At 43.7% G+C, this 22,324-nt stretch carries 22 protein-coding genes; 18 read left to right on the plus strand and 4 right to left on the minus strand.

Annotated elements, in window-relative coordinates; translation table 11 throughout:
• Positions 1–263 precede the first annotated feature (263 nt).
• The 13 genes from era (at position 264) to AE2B122_RS01880 (ending at position 13,841) form a co-directional block, all read left to right on the plus strand.
• On the plus strand, positions 264–1,172 hold the full coding sequence (gene era, locus AE2B122_RS01820) for a GTPase Era (protein ID WP_095268693.1): 909 nt from the start codon (positions 264–266) through the stop codon (positions 1,170–1,172).
• Between the two features lie 108 nt (positions 1,173–1,280).
• The gene (locus AE2B122_RS19450) at positions 1,281–1,436 is read left to right on the plus strand and encodes a YqzL family protein (protein WP_095218126.1); all 156 of its coding nucleotides are present in this window, start codon (positions 1,281–1,283) and stop codon (positions 1,434–1,436) included.
• A gap of 23 nt (positions 1,437–1,459) precedes the next feature.
• A complete protein-coding gene (recO, locus tag AE2B122_RS01830; protein WP_095218125.1) occupies positions 1,460–2,203 on the plus strand; it encodes a DNA repair protein RecO in 744 nt (247 codons plus the stop codon).
• 295 nt (positions 2,204–2,498) lie between these two features.
• Positions 2,499–3,389, plus strand: a complete 891-nt coding sequence (gene glyQ, locus AE2B122_RS01835) for a glycine--tRNA ligase subunit alpha (RefSeq protein ID WP_095218124.1) — start codon at positions 2,499–2,501, stop codon at positions 3,387–3,389.
• Positions 3,379–5,466 (plus strand): glycine--tRNA ligase subunit beta, encoded by a 2,088-nt coding sequence (gene glyS / locus AE2B122_RS01840; RefSeq protein ID WP_175072940.1) that lies wholly within the window; start codon positions 3,379–3,381, stop codon positions 5,464–5,466. The genes glyQ and glyS overlap by 11 nt, the downstream gene beginning before the upstream one ends.
• Before the next feature lie 28 nt (positions 5,467–5,494).
• Positions 5,495–6,127, plus strand: coding sequence for a helix-turn-helix transcriptional regulator (locus AE2B122_RS01845; RefSeq protein WP_095218122.1), 633 nt, complete (start codon positions 5,495–5,497; stop codon positions 6,125–6,127).
• A 21-nt stretch (positions 6,128–6,148) separates the two neighbouring features.
• Entirely contained in the window at positions 6,149–6,958 is an 810-nt protein-coding gene (locus tag AE2B122_RS01850; protein ID WP_175072942.1) for a pyruvate, water dikinase regulatory protein, read from the plus strand.
• A gap of 146 nt (positions 6,959–7,104) precedes the next feature.
• Positions 7,105–8,208 carry an acyltransferase gene (locus AE2B122_RS01855; protein WP_175072943.1) on the plus strand — a complete coding sequence of 368 codons (1,104 nt, stop codon included), beginning with the start codon at positions 7,105–7,107 and terminating at the stop codon, positions 8,206–8,208.
• Positions 8,209–8,378: 170 nt separating this feature from the next.
• Positions 8,379–8,849, plus strand: coding sequence for a DUF188 domain-containing protein (locus AE2B122_RS01860; protein WP_095268697.1), 471 nt, complete (start codon positions 8,379–8,381; stop codon positions 8,847–8,849).
• Positions 8,850–8,872: 23 nt separating this feature from the next.
• On the plus strand, positions 8,873–10,696 hold the full coding sequence (dnaG, locus tag AE2B122_RS01865; protein WP_095268698.1) for a DNA primase: 1,824 nt from the start codon (positions 8,873–8,875) through the stop codon (positions 10,694–10,696).
• 37 nt (positions 10,697–10,733) lie between these two features.
• Positions 10,734–11,855, plus strand: a complete 1,122-nt coding sequence (gene rpoD, locus AE2B122_RS01870; protein ID WP_038561388.1) for an RNA polymerase sigma factor RpoD — start codon at positions 10,734–10,736, stop codon at positions 11,853–11,855.
• Positions 11,856–12,028: 173 nt separating this feature from the next.
• Positions 12,029–12,739, plus strand: coding sequence for a tRNA (adenine(22)-N(1))-methyltransferase TrmK (locus AE2B122_RS01875; protein ID WP_095218117.1), 711 nt, complete (start codon positions 12,029–12,031; stop codon positions 12,737–12,739).
• Positions 12,732–13,841: a Nif3-like dinuclear metal center hexameric protein gene (locus AE2B122_RS01880; protein WP_175072944.1), complete on the plus strand. Its 1,110-nt coding sequence runs from the start codon at positions 12,732–12,734 to the stop codon at positions 13,839–13,841. The genes AE2B122_RS01875 and AE2B122_RS01880 overlap by 8 nt, the downstream gene beginning before the upstream one ends.
• A 30-nt stretch (positions 13,842–13,871) precedes the next feature.
• Here the strand turns inward: AE2B122_RS01880 and AE2B122_RS01885 are convergent, their stop codons facing one another.
• Positions 13,872–14,819, minus strand: coding sequence for a 4-hydroxy-3-methylbut-2-enyl diphosphate reductase (locus tag AE2B122_RS01885; protein WP_175072945.1), 948 nt, complete (start codon positions 14,817–14,819; stop codon positions 13,872–13,874).
• Between the two features lie 174 nt (positions 14,820–14,993).
• On the opposite strand from AE2B122_RS01885, the gene AE2B122_RS01890 reads away from it, so the two are divergent.
• On the plus strand, positions 14,994–16,307 hold the full coding sequence (locus AE2B122_RS01890) for a DEAD/DEAH box helicase (protein ID WP_095218114.1): 1,314 nt from the start codon (positions 14,994–14,996) through the stop codon (positions 16,305–16,307).
• A gap of 15 nt (positions 16,308–16,322) precedes the next feature.
• Positions 16,323–17,210 carry a deoxyribonuclease IV gene (locus AE2B122_RS01895; RefSeq protein ID WP_095218113.1) on the plus strand — a complete coding sequence of 296 codons (888 nt, stop codon included), beginning with the start codon at positions 16,323–16,325 and terminating at the stop codon, positions 17,208–17,210.
• A gap of 41 nt (positions 17,211–17,251) precedes the next feature.
• Here the strand turns inward: AE2B122_RS01895 and AE2B122_RS01900 are convergent, their stop codons facing one another.
• Positions 17,252–17,527 (minus strand): DUF2624 domain-containing protein, encoded by a 276-nt coding sequence (locus AE2B122_RS01900; RefSeq protein WP_095218112.1) that lies wholly within the window; start codon positions 17,525–17,527, stop codon positions 17,252–17,254.
• A gap of 119 nt (positions 17,528–17,646) precedes the next feature.
• Between AE2B122_RS01900 and AE2B122_RS01905 the strand changes: the two genes are divergently transcribed.
• Entirely contained in the window at positions 17,647–17,970 is a 324-nt protein-coding gene (locus AE2B122_RS01905; RefSeq protein WP_095218111.1) for a hypothetical protein, read from the plus strand.
• Between the two features lie 31 nt (positions 17,971–18,001).
• On the opposite strand, the gene ispG is transcribed toward AE2B122_RS01905, so the two are convergent.
• Positions 18,002–19,114 carry a flavodoxin-dependent (E)-4-hydroxy-3-methylbut-2-enyl-diphosphate synthase gene (gene ispG / locus AE2B122_RS01910; RefSeq protein WP_095218110.1) on the minus strand — a complete coding sequence of 371 codons (1,113 nt, stop codon included), beginning with the start codon at positions 19,112–19,114 and terminating at the stop codon, positions 18,002–18,004.
• A 116-nt stretch (positions 19,115–19,230) separates the two neighbouring features.
• Entirely contained in the window at positions 19,231–19,575 is a 345-nt protein-coding gene (locus AE2B122_RS01915; protein ID WP_175072946.1) for a FimV family protein, read from the minus strand.
• A gap of 122 nt (positions 19,576–19,697) precedes the next feature.
• Here AE2B122_RS01915 and AE2B122_RS01920 point away from each other — a divergent pair, with 122 nt between their 5' ends.
• On the plus strand, positions 19,698–20,333 hold the full coding sequence (locus tag AE2B122_RS01920) for an NfeD family protein (protein WP_369679046.1): 636 nt from the start codon (positions 19,698–19,700) through the stop codon (positions 20,331–20,333).
• A 110-nt stretch (positions 20,334–20,443) separates the two neighbouring features.
• On the plus strand, positions 20,444–22,066 hold the full coding sequence (locus AE2B122_RS01925; protein ID WP_254593389.1) for a Na/Pi cotransporter family protein: 1,623 nt from the start codon (positions 20,444–20,446) through the stop codon (positions 22,064–22,066).
• Positions 22,067–22,324 lie beyond the last annotated feature (258 nt).

Below are 22,324 nucleotides of genomic sequence, written 5' to 3' on the forward strand. Positions count from 1 at the left end.
TGGTCTTCTACGCTTTTGGTTTTCGGCTAGCTGCGGGAACCAGAAACTATGTTGTAAGCAATTAATCCCGCCGTGGGGAAAACACCCACTCTGGGCTTTCTTGCTTACCACTCCGTTTCTAACGGTTCCCTCCGCTTTTGGTTTTTTTTAACCCCTTTTGTCGAATGGATGAAGTGGCGGGGGATTTGTAGTAAGATAGAGATACAACATTTTTATAGTACTTGATGTTTTTGTCGTACTAGTACTTGGAGGAATATAACAGCATGCAGAAAGAATTTCGTTCAGGTTTCATTTCCATCATCGGGCGACCGAATGTTGGGAAATCAACTTTATTAAATCGTTTTGTCGGTCAGAAGATCTCTATTATGAGTGATAAGCCGCAGACAACGCGTAATCGGATTCAAGGAGTACTCACACAGGATGATGCACAGTTTATCTTTATTGATACTCCTGGTATTCACAAACCGAAGCATAAGCTCGGAGACTTTATGGTAAAGACTGCAGAGAATACAATGAATGAAGTGGACGCTGTCATGTTCATGGTGAATGCAGAGGAGGGCTATGGCAGAGGGGATCAATTCATCCTCGAACGTCTGCAGAGAGTCGAAGGCCCAGTTTTCCTAGTTTTGAATAAAATTGATAAGATCCATCCGGATAAGCTGCTCGAACTTATCGAGCTGTATAAGGACAAGTTGGATTTCACTGAAATTGTTCCAATTAGTGCACTGGAAGGTAATAATACGGCTCATTTACTTGAAACATTAAAAGGTTATCTGCCTGAGGGGCCACAATATTACCCGGAAGACCAAGTGACGGATCACCCGGAGCGCTTCGTTGTAAGTGAACTCATTCGCGAGAAGGTACTGCATTTGACACGGGAAGAAATACCGCATTCAATCGCAGTTGTCATCGAAGCAATCGAGAATCGCCATAGTACGACGGAGAAAGTATTCATCCAGGCGACAATTATTACGGAACGTAAATCCCAAAAAGGAATCATTATCGGCAAACAGGGCAGTATGCTCAAACAAGTCGGGAAGCTGGCGCGTAGAGATATAGAGATGCTGCTTGGCAGTAAGGTGTTTCTCGAGCTTTGGGTTAAAGTGCAGCCTGATTGGCGAAATAAGCAGGCGCAACTCAATGATTACGGTTTCAGTCGTGAAGAATATTGATACCTGGTAATATTTAAAGCACATGGATTGAGGAGTAGGTGTCATCCTAACTAGGAGAATGTTTTGTATGTTCATTTCTTAAAAAAAGCATAGAAAGGTGGACTTCCTGTGATTGATTTCCATTGGCAAATCTTTAGCAAGACCGGGAGTATCGAAACCTACTTATTGATGAAAGAAATTGAAACAATGTACAATTCACTAATACCTCCGGAGCGAGATAACATTATTGAGCTCCCAAGTTATAGACTTCAATCTAAAATGTAAGCAACAGGAGTGGGGAGAGAGCGTTGCTCCAAAATGTAGAAGGAATAATCCTGCGCACACAGGATTATGGGGAAACACATAAGATCATAACAATCTTCACGGAAGATCGCGGTAAGATTGCCGTAATGGCCAGGGGTGCAAAGAAACCGAAAAGTAGGATGGCTGCCATCGCACAGCCATTCATCTTTGGATCATTCCTAGTACAGATTGGTTCCGGTATGGGAGCCATGCAGCAAGGAGAACCTCTCCAAAGCTTCAGGTCGATCCGTGAAGATATCATCAAAACAGCTTATGCGTCCTATATAGCGGAAATGACAGATAAGCTGACAGATAATAATAAGCCTGACCCTGATTTATTCCGTCAGCTGCTTCAAGTGATGGAATGGATCAATGATGGGAAAGATGCGGACGTTTTGCGCATAATCTATGAATTAAAGATGTTCCGCCGTGGAGGTTTCGCACCTACAGTACATCAATGCGTTAATTGCGGAAATACGGAGTTGCCTTACCGGTTTTCCGTACCGGAAGGCGGTATGCTTTGCAGACGCTGTATGCATCTCGATCCAGATGCATATGTATTATCAGAAAAAGTTACAAAGCTATTGCAGCTATTTTCGAGTATTGATATCTCCCGGATAGGCAATATTTCAGTTAAGCCAGAAACGAAACGACTTTTGAACGAGCTGCTTGATACTTATTATGACCGGTACGGAGGGTATTTCCTGAAAAGCAAGAAGTTCCTTGCTCAATTGGATAAACTTCAATAAGGTTTGTTGACAATTAGTATGGCATTTTAGTATGATAGTTACAAAATCGACGGCTTGCGTTGAAGAAGAGTAGTATCCATCTGGTACTTTGCGTAGCGAATCTGGGATAGTGGGAGCCAGAACAAAGGAAGACGGAGAAGGCGCTTTGGAGCAAAAGGAAAAAAGAGTGGCTTCCATTTGGGAGCAATTAGGGTGGAACCGCGGTAATCCCGTCCCTATGCTGTTTAGGCAGCATAGGGACGGGATTTTTCTTTGTCCATCCTGACGTTGATGAAAAGAAGATGGAGGGAATCCGATGAATATCCAAAATATGATTTTGACGTTACAGAAGCATTGGTCAGACCAGGGCTGTCTATTGATGCAAGCATATGACGTAGAAAAAGGGGCAGGAACAATGAGCCCTATGACTTTATTGCGCAGTCTTGGTCCTGAGCCGTGGAACGTGGCCTATGTAGAGCCTTCTCGACGACCAGCCGATGGCCGCTATGGGGAAAACCCAAACCGTTTATACCAGCACCATCAATTCCAGGTGATCATGAAACCTTCACCAGACAACATCCAGGAACTCTATTTGGAATCACTTCGCAAACTAGGCATAGATCCATTGAAGCATGATATCCGATTTGTTGAGGATAACTGGGAGAACCCGACACTTGGTGCTGCTGGACTTGGCTGGGAGGTTTGGCTTGATGGTATGGAAATAACACAATTCACTTATTTCCAGCAAATCGGCGGCTTGGAAGCAAAACCTGTTTCAGTCGAAATTACATATGGTCTGGAACGACTTGCTTCTTACATCCAAGATAAAGAAAATGTTTTCGAGCTTGAATGGACAGATGGCGTTACTGTAGCGGATATCTTTAAGCAGCCGGAATTTGAGCATAGCACGTATACATTTAAAGAATCTGATACAGACATGCTGTTCCAACTATTTGATATGTACGAAAAAGAAGCGAAACGAATCATGGATGAAGGACTCGTCTTCCCTGCGTATGATTACGTGCTGAAATGTTCCCACACATTCAACTTGCTTGATGCCAAAGGTGCCATCTCAGTTACTGAGCGAACTGGTTATATCGGCAGAGTGCGGAATTTGGCAAGATCAATTGCGAAGAGCTATGTAGCAGAACGGGAACGACTTGGTTTCCCAATGCTGAAAGAAGGAGCGGATGAGCATGCAGAATAAGGATGTACTTTTTGAAATTGGTTTAGAGGAAATGCCGGCGCGTTTTTTGCCCGGCACTATTGAGCAGTTGGAATCCAAAACGACAGCATGGCTGAATGAGCTAGGCCTCTCCTTTGAAAAGGTACTTGTACAAGCTACACCGAGACGTGTTGCTGTTACAATTCTTTCACTTTCCGACAAGCAGCCTGACATTGAAGATGAAGTAAAAGGACCTGCACTTCGAATTGCAAAAGATGAAGCAGGACAATGGTCGAAGGCAGCGCAAGGTTTCACGCGCGGTCAAGGTGCTGCAGTTGAGGATATCTACACGAAAGATGTGGATGGCACAGAATATATTTATGTGAAAAAGTTTGTCAAAGGTCAGCACGCAGTAGACTTGCTTCCATCATTCAAAGATGTGCTGCTCAGCTTGCATTTTCCGAAGAATATGCGTTGGGGATCCGGCAACCTGCGTTATGCACGACCGATTCGCTGGATCGTTGCATTGTACGATGAAGCTGTCATTCCTATGGAGATAGCGGGAATAGAATCTTCAAATCTTACTTATGGTCATCGATTCCTTGGAAAAACGGCTACAATCGAAAATCCTGCTGCATATGCTTCTGTACTCGAAGAGCAATTTGTCATCGTAGACCAGAAGAAACGTCAACAGATGATCATCGATGGTATTCGTCAATTGGAAACAGTGAACGGCTGGCATATTCCAATCGATGAAGATCTTTTGGAGGAAGTACTGTATTTGGTGGAATACCCAACTGTATTCCATGGTGATTTTGCTGCCAGCTTCTTGGATCTACCGCAAGAGGTGCTGATTACGAGCATGAAAGAACATCAGCGTTACTTCCCAGTAACAGATCCTTCTGGTCAGCTGCTGCCGCATTTCATCGGTGTGCGAAACGGTAACAGCGATCACTTGGAAAACGTTGCTCGCGGTAACGAGAAGGTGCTTCGTGCCAGACTCCAAGATGCAGAATTCTTCTATGCTGAGGATAAAGCGCAGCCGATAGTGAAAGCACAAGAAAAACTGTCTAAAATGGTTTATCAAGTGGAACTCGGTACCTTGCAGGATAAAGTGGACCGTGTGACGAAAATTGCGAAGATGATTAGTGAAGCTGCAGTTATCGATCAGGAAACTGCTGCTCGAGCAGAGCGCGCAGCAAGCATAGCCAAGTTCGACCTTGTGACGAATATGGTAAACGAATTCACTGAATTACAAGGTATTATGGGTGAGAAATATGCACGCCACTTCGGCGAATCTGACACTGTTGCCCAAGCAATTCGCGAACAGTATATGCCGTTTTCCTCCCACGGAGCGCTTCCTGAATCTGTAGAGGGTACAATTGTCAGCATTGCCGACAAACTGGACACAATCGTAGGTAGCATGGTCATCGGAAATGTTCCGACTGGTTCCCAGGATCCTTATGGTTTGCGTCGCCAGGCAATTGGTATCATCCAAATGCTGCTGAAGACAGACTGGCAGATCACAGTAGAGGAAATCGTCAATCGTACCGTTGAATTGTTCGAGCAGCAAGCATTGCCGACAGTTGAAAGAGATACCTATACAGAAGATATTCGTAATTTCTTCAAACAGCGTGCTTCTCAATTGCTGAAAGAAGAAGGCATCTCTCATGATGTAGTGGAGGCAGTTCTTTCTGTACAAATCGGTAACTATCCGTATACACTTGCTAAAGCGAAAACATTGCAAGTATTGCGTCAAGATGAGAACTTCAAACCAGTTCAGGAAGCATTGGGACGCGTCATTAACCTTGCTAAAAAAGGTGCGGATCATGGGGTAGAAGAAGCATTGTTCGAAAATGAATACGAACAGCAGCTCTACAGCATGCTCAACCAAAAGAAAACGGCTTATATGGAGGCTGCAAGCAACCGTCAAGCAAAAGAAGCTTTGGATACATTGGCAGCGTTCGCTGACACTATCCATGCTTTCTTCGACCATACAATGGTCATGGCAGAGGATGAAAAATTGAAAACGAACCGCTTATCATTATTGAACCAATTGGCTGCACTGATTCTCAGCTATGCAGACGTAACAAAAGTACAGTGGAAACAGGTCCAATGAGGGCAGTTCTTGGATAGAGGTGATGAACATGGATTTGTCTAAAAGACAACAGCAGATTATCGCGATAGTGAAAGAAGCGGGTCCGATAACAGGTGAACAGATCGCGGAGCGGCTTAATCTGACACGGGCGACTTTGCGTCCTGATTTGGCAATCCTTACAATGGTAGGGTTCTTGGATGCAAGACCGCGTGTTGGTTACTTCTATACAGGTAAGACAGGTTCAGAAATCATTACAGAAAAACTGATGAAATACAAAGTGGAGACCTTCCAATCGATGCCGATTGTCGTCAAAGAGGACGATTCAGCTTACGATGCGATAAGTGCAATGTTCCTTAGTGATGTCGGAACACTTTTTGCAGTTGATCAAGATAATAATCTCGTTGGAGTTGTTTCTCGTAAGGATTTACTGCGAGCAAGTATCGGCAATCAGGGGCTGCAGGATATTCCGGTGCACATCATTATGACGAGGATGCCGAATGTTGCTGTTTGTTATCCGGATGAATTGTTGGTGGAAGCAGCCAATCGGTTGATCGATAAACAAATTGATAGTCTGCCGGTCATAGAAAGATCTAATGAGACTGGCGCAAAAGTAGTTGGGCGTATTACAAAGACAACGATCACGAAGGCTTTCGTAGAACTTGCTCGAAATGAACTTATGTAAATATATCCAGGAGGGGAACCGATGGAGAAACCAATCGTCTACGTTGTATCAGATTCTGTAGGGGAAACAGCAGAGCTCGTTGTAAAAGCAGCATTAAGTCAGTACAATTTGGAAGAGCCGTTTGCTTTACAGCGTGTTCCTTATGTAGAGAACACTTCTATATTGGAAGAAACACTAAAGCAAGCAAGCGACCGTCCATCAATTATTGCCTTCACAATGGTTAATCCGGACTTCCGGTCTTTCCTTACTAGCGAAGCACAAAGACAAGGTATACCTTGCATCGACTTGATGGGGCCGCTTATGGATGCGATGGCAGATATGTTCCATCAAAAGCCAAAACTGCAGCCGGGCCTTGTCCATCGTCTGGATGAAGATTATTTCCGAAGAATCGAAGCAATTGAATTTGCGGTCCGTTATGACGATGGGCGTGATCCACGCGGTATTGCCCGGGCTGATATTGTACTCATTGGTGTATCACGCACATCCAAAACACCATTATCCCAATATTTGGCGCATAAACGTCTAAAAGTCGCCAATGTCCCGATTGTTCCGGAAGTAGATCCGCCTCGGGAACTTTTCCAAGTGGATCCTGCCAAATGCATAGGTCTTCGCATCCGTCCTGAGAAGCTTAATGATATCCGTAAGGAACGACTGAAAGCACTTGGTCTTGGGGATCAAGCGAGCTATGCCAATATCGATCGGATCAATCATGAATTGGAACATTTTGATAAAATTGCCGAACGAATTGGCTGTCGTGTGATTGATGTTTCCAATAAAGCAGTTGAAGAAACTGCAAATAGTATCTTGACTGTTCTCAACCAACAGGATTAAGTTAGTACAAAGTTAGTGTTAAGATTCTGTTTATCATGTTGACGGTCCTTTGGTAGAATCTTTACGATAAAAACAGAAGAGGTGACAGCAGATAACTGTTGTTACCTCTTCTATTTCGTAAAATGATGTCTACAAGGAGACCTAACATGAAAAAACAACAGCAGATCCAATCTATTTATTTGATGCGGCTCTTGGCAATGTCACTTGTCGTGCTTGTCCATGTGACGGGCGCGTATGCTACTGTTCTGCCGTTTGCAGGCGATGCGTACGAAAAATATCATTTTCTTAACCGAATCATCCGGATAGAAGCAGGCTTGTTCATAGCAATTACCGGCCTGGTTTTCTTTTATCAATACAAACACAAAAAGTTGACTAAGTCCTTATGGAAAGACTACTACAAGAAGCGAGTCAGCTTCATCCTGATTCCTTACATCATTTGGGCAATTGTATACGAGCTGCACAAAGCGATTCTCGGTTTTGGAGATCTCCAGCCAGCAGCAATTGCCAAGCGGATATTTTTTGGAGAAAGCTATTATCAGCTGCACTTTATATTTCTTATTGTCCAAATTTACTTAGTACTGCCTTTGTTGATTTGGCTGGATCATAAAGTATCCATCTTCAGAAGATATATGTTTGTATTCGGGGGCATACTGCAGCTTGGATACATTGTCCTTCAGACCTATCTGCCGTCCAGCCCGTTTCCGTTATTTCTGCAATTGATGGGGACTTTATTGCTCGGAGGGTGGATAGGCATACATTATGATAGGGAAAAAGCGAAAAGCAAACGCTGGTCGACCTGGGGATGGCTGCTGATCAGTAGCATAGCAGGATCAGCCATTGCGATTTATTATTACCTTTCTGGAACTCTAGGTGTCTTCGAGTGGAACAACATTCTGTATGAGAGCGTGAATTATGTCTTCCTTATAACAGGCTGTTACAGCATTTTCCGATTCGCTGAATCTGTTGCAGATAAACTTTCGACATCGACACTAGCCAGATTACAGCAAATTGCGAGTTATTCCTTCGGTTACTATCTGCTGCATCCGCTCATTCTGGATTATGTGACAAGAACCATTCCTGCATACAGCAACTATTTATTTCATGTCCAAATACTGCTGCGTTATCTTGTTGTAATGGGAGTTTGTTTTTTGATCATCTATCTTTTTCATCGCTACGTGCCTTTTGCTTCGTTATTCTTCGGTAAATTAGCGAAGAACAGCAGTCTGCTGAAGCATTCCAAGGCATCCTGAACGTCAGTTAAAATAATGGCTTTTTTAAATACTTTGTATTATAATTAGTTTTTGTGAAAAAATGTTGTTAGTATTAAAAATGTTTAAATGGTAACCCTTGAGGTAAAAAGGTTTATAAAAATTTTACGAAAAAGGAAGGATTCCGCATTTTATTGTAGAATTAGTGAGACATGAAATCACATAACCCTATTGTCTATGTGGATGCAGATAGCTGTCCTGTCAAGCAGGAGATTGTTTCTGCATGTGCAGCCTATCACGTTCCTGTCCGATTCGTAACCACTATTAATCATCTGAGCAGTGATTCAGATGATTCCTGGGTGGTTCTTGACCCTGTGGATCAGGCGGTGGATTGGTATATTCTGAATCACATTACGCCTGGAGCTTGTGTTGTAACGCAAGACCTTGCATTGGCTACTTTGCTCACAGCTAAGGACGTAACAGTCATCACACCTCGCGGAGAGCTGATTACGGATGAAGATGCCGATGAGATACTTCTAAGAAAGCACATGCGAATCCAAAATCAACGACAGGGCAAACGAATTAAGGGACCTTCCAAGCTGACAGCTGCCGACAGAAGAAGATTCCTTACTATTTTTTCGTCTTATTGTCGAAAAATGCAGGAATCAGACGAAAGTTGTTGAATTATATAGGTTGGTGATGTGGAATGGCTGGTGCAATACCAGAAGAAATAGTTGAGGAAGTCCGCAAATCAAATGATATTGTCGATGTAATAGGTGAGCATGTCCAATTAAAGAAACAAGGCCGGAACTACTTCGGACTTTGTCCTTTCCATGGTGAAAAATCTCCATCATTCTCCGTGACCCAGGAAAAGCAGATTTTCCATTGTTTTGGCTGTGGAAAGGGAGGAAATGTATTTACTTTCCTAATGGAATTGGAGGGTCTTTCCTTCTCCCAGTCGGTTCAAAAGCTCGCCGAAAGAAGCGGAACAGAAGTGCCTGCTTCCGTAACAGAGCAGCAGGAACGCGGACAATCGCGTGAAGACCAGACTGCGCTTGAGGCGAATGAGTGGGTTGTTAAGCTCTACCATAACTTGCTGCGCAATACGAAAGAAGGTAAGACTGGTTATGAGTATCTCCTCGGCCGTGGATTGACTGATGAGACGATTGACACCTTCCAGCTTGGCTTTGCACCGAACAGCAGAGATTTTACTGTGAAATTCCTTGAAGGAAAAGGGTACAAGCCGCAAGAATTGCTTCATACGGGTCTGTTTTCAACCGATAAAGAAAATAAGCCTCAGGATCGCTTCCGCGGGCGGGTTATTTTTCCGATACGGAACCATCTCGGTAAGACAGTTGGCTTCGGCGGCCGTACACTAGGCGGAGGTCAGGAACCAAAATACCTGAACAGTTCCGAAAGTGAGCTTTTCCAAAAAGGAAGAATGCTGTTCAATTTCGATTTGGCAAGAAGTGAGATCCGCAAGTCTGGCCAGGTTGTTGTATTCGAAGGATATAATGATGTAATTGCAGCACATCAAGCTGGTGTAAGAAACGGGGTTGCGACGCTTGGAACATCTCTAACAGAGACCCAGGCAAGGCTGTTGAAGCGGTATGCAGAACAGGTAGTCATTTGCTATGACGGCGATAAGGCAGGTTTTGAAGCGACTTATCGTGCATTACAAATCCTGCAAAAGAACGGAAATCATGTACGAGTTGCAATGCTCCGGGACGGTCTGGATCCAGATGACTACATCCGCGAGCATGGAGCAGAAAAATTCAAACGATCCATCATCGATGCTGCGCTGACGGCTATGTCCTTCATGATGCACTACTTAAAGCAGGACTACAACCTTTCACTTGAAGGAGATCGCCTGCAGTATGTAGAAAAAGTATTGGATGAGATTGCGCAGATTGAAAGCTCTGTAGAACGGGAACACTATTTGCGGGAGCTGTCGAACGCAATGGATCTTTCCATGGATACGCTTGTCTCCGATCTTGAACCCAGACTCCGCAAACGGGAAAGCAAGAGAGGAGTCAGCAACTCGGCTAAAGCGCCGGCTCCAAAGCAACAATCCCGTCATTACGAAAAAAAAATACCAACTGCTTTTCAGACGGCAGAAAAACAACTCTTGGCGCATATGCTTAGAACAGCGGCAATTGCGTATAAAGTTCAGGAAGAAATAGGGGCTTCGTTCATAACGGATCAGGTCCAGGTGATTGCTACCCATCTGTACGCTTTTTATGAAGAAGGCAATGATGCGGATGTGAGCCAATTCGTATCATCATTGGAGGATCCTTCCTTGCAGCAGCTGGTCATCCAAACAGCCATGTTGCCGGTGGTCGAGGATATAAGTGATCAAGAAATCAGCGATTATATCCGCACCATTAAGCGCGAGCAAGTGAATAAGACAGATATTAGCCAGTTGCTGGCGGAACAGAGGCAAGCCGAACAGGAAAATGATCCAATTCGGGCAGCACAGATAGCCATGAAGATCATGGAAATACGTAGAACTTTAAAAAGTTCTCTGTAACAATAGATAGCTTGATGTTTTGGAAGGAGGAGGACTTATGGCAGAGAATAAGCCAGCAGGTTCTAAAGTGAACGAGACTGAAATGACATTGGAGCAAGCAAAAGAACTCCTTGTTGAAATGGGTAAAAAGCGTGGAGTCCTCGCTTATGAAGAGGTAAGTGAGCGTCTTGCAAGCTTTGAATTGGATTCCGATCAGATGGATGAAATCTACGAGCACTTGAACGAACAAAATGTGGAAGTGATTGGTGAATCCGACCAGGACCCAAATATGAAACAAATTGCGAAAGAGGAAGAATTTGATTTGAATGACCTTAGTGTACCACTGGGCATCAAGATCAATGACCCTGTACGCATGTACTTGAAAGAAATCGGCCGTGTCGATTTATTGTCAGCAAAAGAGGAAATTGCGCTGGCTGAACGTATCGAAGCGGGTGATGAAGTAGCAAAACGCCGTTTGGCTGAAGCGAACTTGCGACTTGTAGTCAGTATTGCAAAACGTTATGTAGGTCGCGGCATGCTGTTCTTGGATTTAATTCAGGAAGGTAACATGGGACTCATTAAAGCAGTTGAAAAGTTTGACTACCGTAAAGGCTTCAAATTCAGTACGTATGCTACTTGGTGGATCCGTCAGGCAATCACTCGTGCAATTGCTGACCAAGCGCGTACAATCCGTATCCCTGTGCATATGGTAGAAACAATCAATAAACTGATTCGTGTACAGCGTCAGCTTCTGCAGGATCTAGGGCGTGAGCCATCTCCTGAAGAAATTGGTGAAGAGATGGAACTTACACCGGAAAAAGTACGTGAAATCTTGAAGATTGCTCAAGAACCTGTATCCCTTGAAACACCAATCGGTGAGGAAGATGATTCCCATCTTGGTGACTTTATCGAGGATCAGGAAGCAACTTCTCCTTCTGATCATGCAGCGTATGAACTGCTAAAAGAACAGTTGGAAGATGTACTGGATACATTGACTGACCGAGAAGAGAATGTGCTTCGTTTGCGCTTCGGACTTGATGACGGAAGAACAAGAACACTGGAAGAAGTTGGCCGGGTATTCGGCGTAACCAGAGAGCGTATTCGTCAAATCGAAGCTAAAGCATTGCGTAAGCTTCGTCATCCAAGCCGTAGCAAACGCTTGAAAGATTTCCTAGAATAAGAAGGCTTTGCTCAGCTATCATGTGCATAATCGCATGTGGCTGGGCTTTCTTATTGCCCTTAGGAATACATACATTTTACAAAAATTGAAAGCCGAATGCAAATTCTCTCAGTAAAAAGTGTGGGAGGATATTTTACAAAAAACACGTATATTTGACAAAGGAGTTGGATATAATGAACGTTTTATCATTATCAGAGCGGCTTTCAGCAGTTGCTGCCCATTTGCCGAAATCTGCGCATTTTGTCGATGTTGGATCGGATCATGCTTATCTTCCTTGCTATGTATGTTTGCAGGATCCTTCCAGCAAGGCTGTAGCAGGAGAAATTAATGAGGGGCCATTTCGCAGTGCTCAAAAACAGGTGAAGCTTCAAGGCTTAATTGATCGAATAGATGTACGAAAGGGAGATGGACTTGCAGTCGTTGCACCAGACGAGGTAAAACAAGTCGTCGTCGCAGGTATGGGGGGGCCTTTAATTGCCTCAATCTTAGAACAAGGTAAAGATAAGCTTGGTCATGTAGAACAGCTAATTGTCCAACCTAATATAGATGCTAGAGCTTTGCGTAAATGGTTCCAGAATAATGGATTCGTTCTGCAAAAGGAACAGATCTTAGAAGAAGCTGGACACATTTATGAGGTGTTAGTAGCTGTACGTGAGGGAAAGAGTATTTATCATGAGGATGTAGCCGTACGTGAAAAAGAGCTTTTGTTCGGACCTATCTTGTTGAAGGAAAAAAATGAAGCTTTCCGAGCGAAATGGCTGGACTACAAGCAGAAGCTGGAGCGCAATGTAGCGAATATGCAACAGGCGCAGCATGTTGATGAAGCGAAGCTTGCATCCTTTAAAAAAGAGCTTATTTGGCTAGAGGAGGAATTGAATGACTGAAAAGCAGATGCTAATAGCAGATGTGATTACGTATTTTGAATCATGGTGCCCGCCTTTGCTTGCAGAAAAGTGGGATAATGTCGGCCTGCAGGTTGGGACGCTTGATCAAACAGTTTCAGGTGTACTGACTACTTTGGATGTAACTGAAGCTGTCGTGGACGAAGCTATCTCGCAAAATGCCAATTTGATCATTGCTCATCATCCATTATTATTTGCGCCTCCAAAAAAATTAGATACTACTACGCCCAAGGGGCGTGTCATCCAAAAGCTTATGAAGCATGATATAACTGTGTATGCAGCGCACACGAATCTCGACATAGTCGAAGGTGGTGTCAATGATTTGATGGCGGATGCATTGGGTCTCGAACAGAAGCGGGTATTCCTTCCTGCGGGGCACCAAACTTTCAAAAAGTTGATCGTTTTCGTTCCTAAAACACATGAACAAAACGTGAAGGATGCATTGCATTCCAATGGAGCCGGAAATGTGGGCGACTATGAGAAAGTCAGTTTCGTTTCGGAAGGAAATGGTTATTTTCAACCGAATGCCGAGGCGCAGCCGTTCATCGGCCATGCAGGCGAAATGGAACGTGTAGAAGAGGTACGTATCGAAGTACTGGTGCCGGAAGAGAACGTAAGACGTGCAGTAGCTGCAATGATAGAAGCACACCCATATGAGGAAGTGGCTTACGATATTTACCCTGTTGAAATGCAAGGAAAAGCCTACGGATTAGGGCGTACCGGAAAATTACCTGCTCCAATGACCTTGGTGGAATTGGCTCTACTGGTGAAACAACGGTATAATATCCAGCATGTACGATTCACTGGTGATGCATCTGCTTCAGTAGAAACAGTTGCTGTTCTCGGAGGAAGCGGCAGGGATTATATTGACCAGGCATTACAGCAGGCAGATGTGTACATTACAGGTGATTTAACATTTCATGAGACGCAGGATGCAATGCTAGAGGGCCTTTGTCTGATTGATCCCGGACATTATGCAGAGCAGATCATGAAGCAAAAAGTGGCAGATTATCTACAAACTGCATTCACAAATGTGCCAATACATGTGTCGCAAGTAAATACGGATCCATTTCAAGTAATATAAAAAACCGAGTCCAAAAAGGACTCGGTTTTTTTACGCTTTTTTAACTTTGACTTTCGGAAGAATCTTCTTCGGATCAACATTGAATTCCAGCTTCACATCTTCCAGTTTCGCTGGATCAAATTTCTCAATAAAGTTAATAACTTCCTTCGTCACAGGGGTAGGAGTGGAGGCACCAGCAGTAATAGCAACTGTCTCGACCCCTTCCAGCCATTCAAGCTTCAACTGGGAAAGATCTTCGATACGGTATGCTGTCGTACCGGCAATCTCTTGAGATACCTGTGCGAGTCGATTAGAGTTGTTGCTTCGCGGATCACCGACAACTAATGTCAGATCAGCATCTTTGGCCTGTTCGGCAACTGCTTCTTGACGCACTTGTGTCGCCATGCAGATTTCCTGAATCATTTCAGTTTGTGGGAATTTCTCTTTCACGAGCTGCATTACATCGTAAACGTCCCATTGACTCATTGTTGTCTGGTTGGTTACGATCAGCTTTTGAGCATCCAATTCAAGCCCTAGTACATCTTCTTCTGTTTGGACAAGATGTACCTTTCCGGGAGCGACGCCTATTGCGCCTTCTGGCTCTGGATGCCCTTTTTTACCGATATAAACTACTTCATAGCCTTCAGCTACCTTTTCACGGATTAGGTCGTGTGTACGAGTTACATCCGGGCAAGTAGCATCCAGGACAGTCAGCCCTTTATCATGTGCACGCTGTTTCACTTCAGGAGATACACCATGAGCAGTGAATACAACGGTACCGCTGTCTATTTGTTCCAAAAGCTCCATTCGGTCTGAACCATCGAGTGTGATGACACCTTCTGTTTCAAATGCATTGGTTACGTGGGCATTATGCACGATCATGCCAAGAATATAAATCGGCCGGGGAAGATTCTCATCCCGCACGGCATTCTGCGCAATCACCATGGCATCTACCACACCGTAGCAATAACCTCGTGGCGCTATTTTAATTACGTTCATTCGCTGTGTTTCCCCCTTCTCCGTTTACACGGGACATCTATTTCTGGGTCTTCTCCATTATAAAGGCTAATAAGGAATATGACAAAGATTGTTTATTATCCTCGTGTAATCGTGCAAAATATAACAAAGTCCTCTATAATATAAAAGTAAGAGAATGACCAAAAGGAGTTACACATGAAAAATCATCAATTTAAACAATACGCGCTTCAGCCAACTGTCAACGAAGCGATTGATAAACTAGGCTTTGCAAACCCAACACCAATTCAGGAAAAAGTCATCCCGGCAGTTCTGCGGGGTGAAAGTGTTATCGGCCAATCCCATACCGGATCTGGTAAGACACATTCCTATTTGATTCCATTGTTCAGTAAATTGAAGGAAGACGAGCGAAATGCGCAATTCGTTGTCACAGCACCGACACGCGAGCTTGCTATCCAGATTTACGACGAAGCCCGTCATTTCATTAAGCTTGCCGGTAAAGAGAACGATTGGCATGCAAAGCTTTTCATTGGCGGAACAGACAAGAAAAGATCAATTGAGAAGTTAAAGACACAGCCGCAGATCATCATTGGTACACCAGGAAGAATTCTGGATCTTATGGAGGAACAGGCGCTAGATCTATATCCAGCTACCAGCTTCGTCCTTGATGAAGCAGATTTGATGCTGGATTTAGGCTTTATTAAAGAAGTAGACCAGATTTTGACGCGGATGCGTCAGGATGTACAGCTGCTCGTTTTCTCTGCGACAATACCTGAGCGTTTGCAGCCGTTCTTGAAAAAGTATTTGAACAATCCGAAGCACTTTGAAATCGGAGGTCATTTATCTCCGGAAACGATGGAGCATCGTTTAGTTCCGATGCGGCACCGTGATGAAGCAGAGACGATTATGAAAATAGCAAGTGTCATCCAGCCATATATGGCCATCATCTTCGTGAATGGAAAGGACGCAGCCAATGTCCTTGCAGCCGAACTGACTGATAAAGGATTACAGGTAGGTCTTTTGCACGGCGGACTTACACCAAGAGAGAGAAAACGTGTACTTCGAGATATTCAGGAACTGCGTTTCCAGTATCTTGTTGCGACAGATTTGGCAGCGCGCGGTATCGACATCAAAGGAGTCAGCCACGTTATTAACGCTCAGCTTCCGAAAGAAGAAGCATTCTATGTACACCGTGTTGGAAGAACTGCACGTGCTGGTATGGAAGGAACTGCAATCAGCCTTTACAGCGATCATGACTTAGAACTGATTCAGAAACTGGATAAAAAAGGTCTCGAATTCACAACTTATGACATTGCTAATGGAGAATGGAAAGAACTGAAAGCCTGGAACGAAAGGGTTACACGGAAGAAAACTGAATCTAATAATGAATCTCAAGCTTGGAACCAGGTACGTAAACCGAAGAAAGTAAAACCAGGCTACAAGCGTAAAATGCAGTATGAGAAAAATAAAATCAAGAAGAAGCTGGACCGACAAGATCGTAAGCGAAAGTAAGGAGAAAATGGATTTATGATAATCGGATCACATGTTAGTATGAGCGGTAAGAAAATGCTCTTGGGATCAAGTGAAGAAGCCTATTCCTATGGCGCCAATGCTATGATGATTTACACAGGAGCACCACAGAACACAAGAAGAAAGGCGATTGAGGAGCTGAACATTGAAGCTGGCCGAGCGCATATGAAAAGTAATGGTATCACTGATATTATTGTACATGCTCCTTATATCATTAATGTCGGCAACTCAATCAAGCCGGAGACATTCGAATTGGGTGTGAACTTCCTTCGCAGTGAGATTGAGCGAACAGAAGCTATTGGAGCGAAGCAGATAGTGCTGCACCCAGGTGCGCATGTAGGCGAAGGAGTCGCTGCGGGTATCCAAAAGATCATTGAGGGTTTGAATGAAGTACTGGTGAAGGACCAGAATGTTCAGATTGCCTTGGAAACAATGGCTGGAAAAGGATCTGAGGTAGGATCGAACTTCGAGGAACTGGCGCGTATCATAGATGGTGTCACACATAATGACAAGCTTTCCATCTGCTTCGATACTTGCCATACGCATGATGCAGGTTATGATATCGTGAACGACTTTGATGGTGTATTGGATCAATTCGACAGAGTGATCGGTCTAGACAGACTGAAGGTACTCCATGTCAACGACAGTAAAAATGAACGCGGAGCAAGAAAAGACCGACATGAGAATATCGGATTCGGTCATATCGGCTACGATGCTCTACGGTATATCGTTCATCACGACCAGCTGCAGCAGCTGCCAAAAATTTTGGAGACACCATTCGTTGGTGAAGATAAAAAGAACAAAAAAGCACCATATGCGCATGAAATTGATATGCTCATGAACAACAGCTTCAACCCGAATTTAAAAGAAAATATCCTGGCTTAATGAAATACCCCGAAGCAGCACACCTGCCTCGGGGTATTTTTCTACAATTTGATGCCGTGTTCTTTTGCTAGCTGCAGAAAAATTTGATGGGTTTTTTGAGCGGTTTGTGTGTCTGTAATCTGTGCGAGAGCTTTCAGCATCTGCAGCCGATCATCTTCTTTAAACGGATCTAACCTGTTCTGACGCAGAAATTGGACAATCTGGGATGCCTGCAGGGGTGAAAGAGGAACTTGATATTCTTGGCTATGCTCCAGGATCTCATCAACGGTTAGATTACGCAGCTTATTCAGCACAAGTTTATGAACGATGAAATTCATTTGAAACCTCCAGCTCTATGATGTGAATGTAGCGTGCTAATTCCTTTATCTACCTGGTAAGTTTATGCTCAATCCACACAAACTAGAACCATACCTTACCCCAGATAAGGAGGTATCACATGGATAAGGAACAATTTGATCAAGATGTAAAAACAAAACGTGATGTAGAGACGGCAGCGGAGATTTCTCCTGCTGAAGACCGTTATCGACGTTCTGAAAAAGAAGGCGGACAGCAAACGACTGATTCTGGAAAAATGTTTGGCTATATTGCCTTGATCTTATCTGTTGCATCTTTCTTTTTTGCACCGATCCTTGTCGGGGCAGCTGGTATTGTCTTCGGCGTACTCGCAAAGAGAAGAGGGGCAAATGTATTAGGGAATATCGCCTTAGTCATAAGTATAGTAGCAATTGTCATTTCTCTATTCACAGCACCATATGTATAAAAAAAGCTGACTCCGTCTGGAGTCAGCTTTTTTATGCTTCAGCTGCTTCTTTTTCTTTTGCTGCTTGTTCAGCAAAATATTCTTCGGCAAGCTTATCGATTTCGATTTTCAATTCGTCTACCATTGTTTCCTCAGGTACTTTACGGATGATTTCACCGTGGCGGAACAGCAGACCCTCACCGCGAGCACCAGCGATACCGATATCCGCTTCACGTGCCTCACCAGGGCCGTTTACCGCACATCCGAGTACTGCTACCTTAATAGGTGCTTTAATTGTGCTGATGTACTCTTCGACTTCATTTGCAATACTGATTAAGTCGATTTCAATACGTCCGCATGTAGGGCAGGAAATCAGTGTAGCAGCGTTGGAGGATAAATTGAATATTTTGAGTAGCTCACGAGCTACTTTAACTTCCTCAACTGGATCTGCACTTAGGGAGATACGCATCGTACTTCCGATACCTTTACTCAAGATAGCTCCTAAACCAGCAGCACTTTTCACCGTACCGGCAAATAGTGTACCGGATTCTGTAATACCAAGGTGCAGCGGATAAGGAATTACCTCTGCCGCTTTTTCATATGCTTCAATAGCCAATGATACATCGGATGCCTTAAGGGAAACGATGATATCATGGAAATCAAGCTCCTCGAGTATTTTGATGTGATGCAATGCACTTTCTACCATACCATCTGCAGTAGGGTAGCCATATTTCTCTAGAATATGACGCTCCAGTGAACCGGCGTTAACACCAATTCGAATCGGAATACCTTTTGCTTTAGCTGCGTTTACGACAGCTTCGACTTTCTCCCGCTTCCCGATGTTACCTGGGTTTATCCGGATTTTGTCCGCTCCGCCCTCGATTGCTTTGAGAGCCAATTTATAGTTGAAATGAATATCTACAACTAGTGGGATATTTATGCGTTTCTTGATTTCAGGAATCGCTTCAGCTGCACGCTGATCAGGACAAGCTACCCTTACTACTTGGCAGCCAGCTTCCTCAAGACGCAGTATTTCCGCTACAGTAGCTTCCACATCATGCGTTTTTGTTGTTGTCATAGATTGGATGACAACTTCGTTTTTACCGCCGATCGTAATATTACCAACATTGACCTGACGGGTATCTTGTCTGTGTATTAATGCCATTTATATATCGCTCCTTTGATTATCGCGAGGAAAACAGGGATATATCCTTATATTTTCCCATTATAATGCTAATACTGCTAAATTAGAAGTAACTAGGCTTAACTTTAATAAAATCTTCATCTAGGATAATGGGGGAAATAATAGGCGGATCCTGCATCCAGTGCATAGGGATCCTTCCCGGGATTCAATTCCTCGAAATCCACGATCACCTGTTCCATCGTAACGCGCAAGTCATGATTGTTCAACTCATTTGCTACAGAAAGTAGTGTGTCTCCTTGTTTTACCTGCAGAAGCACGGGTTGAAACGTCTCTTGAGTCATTTCCTGCTTTTCATCGGTTTCTGGTTCTTCCGTTGTCTTTTCTGTCGGTGTGGCAGGTACCGGACTGCCTATCGTGAGATCTTTCCATATGCTCATAAATAATGCGCAGCAAAACAGAAAAATACCGATTCGTTTCCACATAAATTCTCCTCCGCTCTTCTTACGTGTATGTTAAGTATTAGGCATAGGAAGGAAAATACCTTTATGATGAAACAAAAAGCATCTTAACTCGTATATAGATAGTAGGAGAAAGGGGTATGTGCATGTTGGATTATAATTGGCTGCCGGTCTTTATGACCGGTCTCGGTACAATGTTTCTTATAGGTGAAATTTTAGTTAAAACCAAAGGGATCCTCTTTTTATTAGGAGCAGGCTTTATCAGTACTTTCTTTATCAGTTACTTGGATCCTTCTGCAATATGGTACATGCTTCCGTTGTATTTTATCGGAATGCTATTAATCGTCATTGACGGAAAGCTTTTGAATGACGGTACGCTTAGCGTCATCGGGTTGTTGACGATGCTGCTAACCGTCGGATTCACAGCACCAAATTGGACAGCAGGTATCTATGCAATTATTGGAGTAATCATTGGAGCGGTTGGTTCCTTCGTTTTCCTCAAGGCATTCCCAAAAAGAGATATGTGGGGGAAAATAGCTTTACTTGATACACTCAGTTCAGAAAAGGGATATAACTCAATGAATGAGACGTACGCTGTCCTTGTAGGGCAAGAGGGAGAAACGGTAACACCGATGCGCCCATCGGGTACAGTCCGGGTGGACGGCCGTGAGTTGAGTGCTATCACAGATGGAAAGTGGCTGGATCGAGGCAGCAAAATTAAAGTGACGAATGTAAGCGGAGCGAGAATTATGGTGGAGAAAGTAGAAGAGAATTCAAAATAATTTACAAAAACAACTAAATAAATTGTGAATTTCTATACAAGACCTTTACAAGCCCCCTGACAAATTCAATAATTAAGAAGGAATCACAGAGAATGGAAGGAAGGCTTGCTTTGTCTAATTGGGAATTTATCATCTTTGAATTTATCGGCGGTTTGGGCCTGTTTCTCTTTTCTATCCGTTATCTTGGGGATGGACTGCAGCGAGCATACGGCAAACAGCTCCAGCTTGCTATGCACAGATTCACCGTCCACCCGCTTGTCGGTGTGCTGTCAGGCCTTGTCGTAACAGTTCTTATCCAAAGCAGCACCGCAACAAGCATACTTGTCGTCGGGCTGGTCAATGCTGGTTATCTCACTTTAAGACAGGCGGTTTCTGTCATTATGGGAGCAAATATCGGGACGACTTTGACGGCATTCTTTATCGGAATTGATTTAATTAAATTCGGTCTGCCGATCATGGCTCTAGGAGCATTTCTAATCTATTTCTTCGTAAATCAGCGTACACAGCAGGTCGGGAAAGTGTTATTCGGAGCCGGGGGTATTTTCTATGGACTGACTCTGATAGGGGAAGGGCTGCACCCTATCCTCGACATGAATTCATTCCAGTCCTTGGCGGCAAGTATGCACTCGAATCCGATAACAGGTGTTGCAATTGGGACATTCACCACAGTTGTCGTGCAGAGCAGTGGCGCAACAATTGCTATCCTGCAGGAGCTTTATGCGCAGAATGGAATCGATCTGAATGCGGCTATGCCGGTATTGCTCGGGGATAATTTAGGGACGACACTGACAGCAATGCTAGCTGCAATTGGAGCCACTGTACAGGCTAAGCGAGCAGCGCTTAGTCATGTTATGTTCAATGCGATCGGAATGGTCGTTTTCTTATTGATTATGCCTCTATTCGTCGATATTGTGGCTTGGATGCAGCATGCATTCGAACTCAATGATAAGCTGACAATCGCAAGTGCGCATGGCTTCTATAATCTTGCCAACACAATAATAGTTCTGCCATTACTCGCTCCGTTCGTCTGGCTTATTACAAAAATAATACCTGGTGAAGAAGAGAAACCGATGGCGTTGACCAACCATCTTGATCCATTATTCATTCAGCAATCTCCGGTTCTTGCATTGGAGCAAGCAAAGCTGGAGGTATTACATATGGGCAGGCTTTCTGTAGATGGATTGGAACAGGCAAGTACATATGCGAATAATCATGAAAGACAATTCGCTGATTTGGCTATGCAGCTGGAAAAGGAAGTGAATCGGAAGGATAGGGAGATAACCGAGTATCTTTCAAAGATTTCAACTAATACGCTATCTGAGGAAGAGAGTACCATGCACGCAGCTCTACTGGATGCAATCCGGGATATCGAGCGTATCGGAGACCATTTTGAGAACGTTGTTGAGTTTGTCGATTTCCAAGTTTCGAGTAATATCAAGCTGACGAAAGAAGCCCAACAGGAACTCAACAACATGTTTGATTTGACGATCATGACTGTAAAGCAGGCCCTCGAGGCACTGGACAAGCAGGATCGCGAAACCGCACTGGCAGTTCTTCAGAAGGAAGATAAAATTGATAAGATGGAACGAGCTTACCGCAAGTCGCATCTTATTCGTCTGAATGAAGGGAGATGCGCCGGATCCGCTGGAATTGTATTCGTTGATATTATCAGTAATTTAGAGCGTATCGGAGATCACGCCGTCAATATTGCGCAGTTGATCTTGAGTGAATAGACAGGAGAAATTTCTCCTGTCTTTATTTTTTGCTTGCGCAAATATGAACAGACATGCTATAGTATTCCTGTCAGTTAACAAGAACAAAAAAACATAATAAAAACTTATGAAAAAACGATTGACAAGTTATTGAATGCATGATAAATTATATAACGTCGCTAATACATAACTTAGTTACGAAAACATAACTTATCAAATTATTCCACAGTAGCTCAGTGGTAGAGCTATCGGCTGTTAACCGATCGGTCGCAGGTTCGA

Origin of the sequence: Terribacillus sp. AE2B 122 (assembly GCF_902497585.1) — a bacterium.
Lineage (GTDB): Bacteria > Bacillota > Bacilli > Bacillales > Amphibacillaceae > Terribacillus > Terribacillus saccharophilus_A.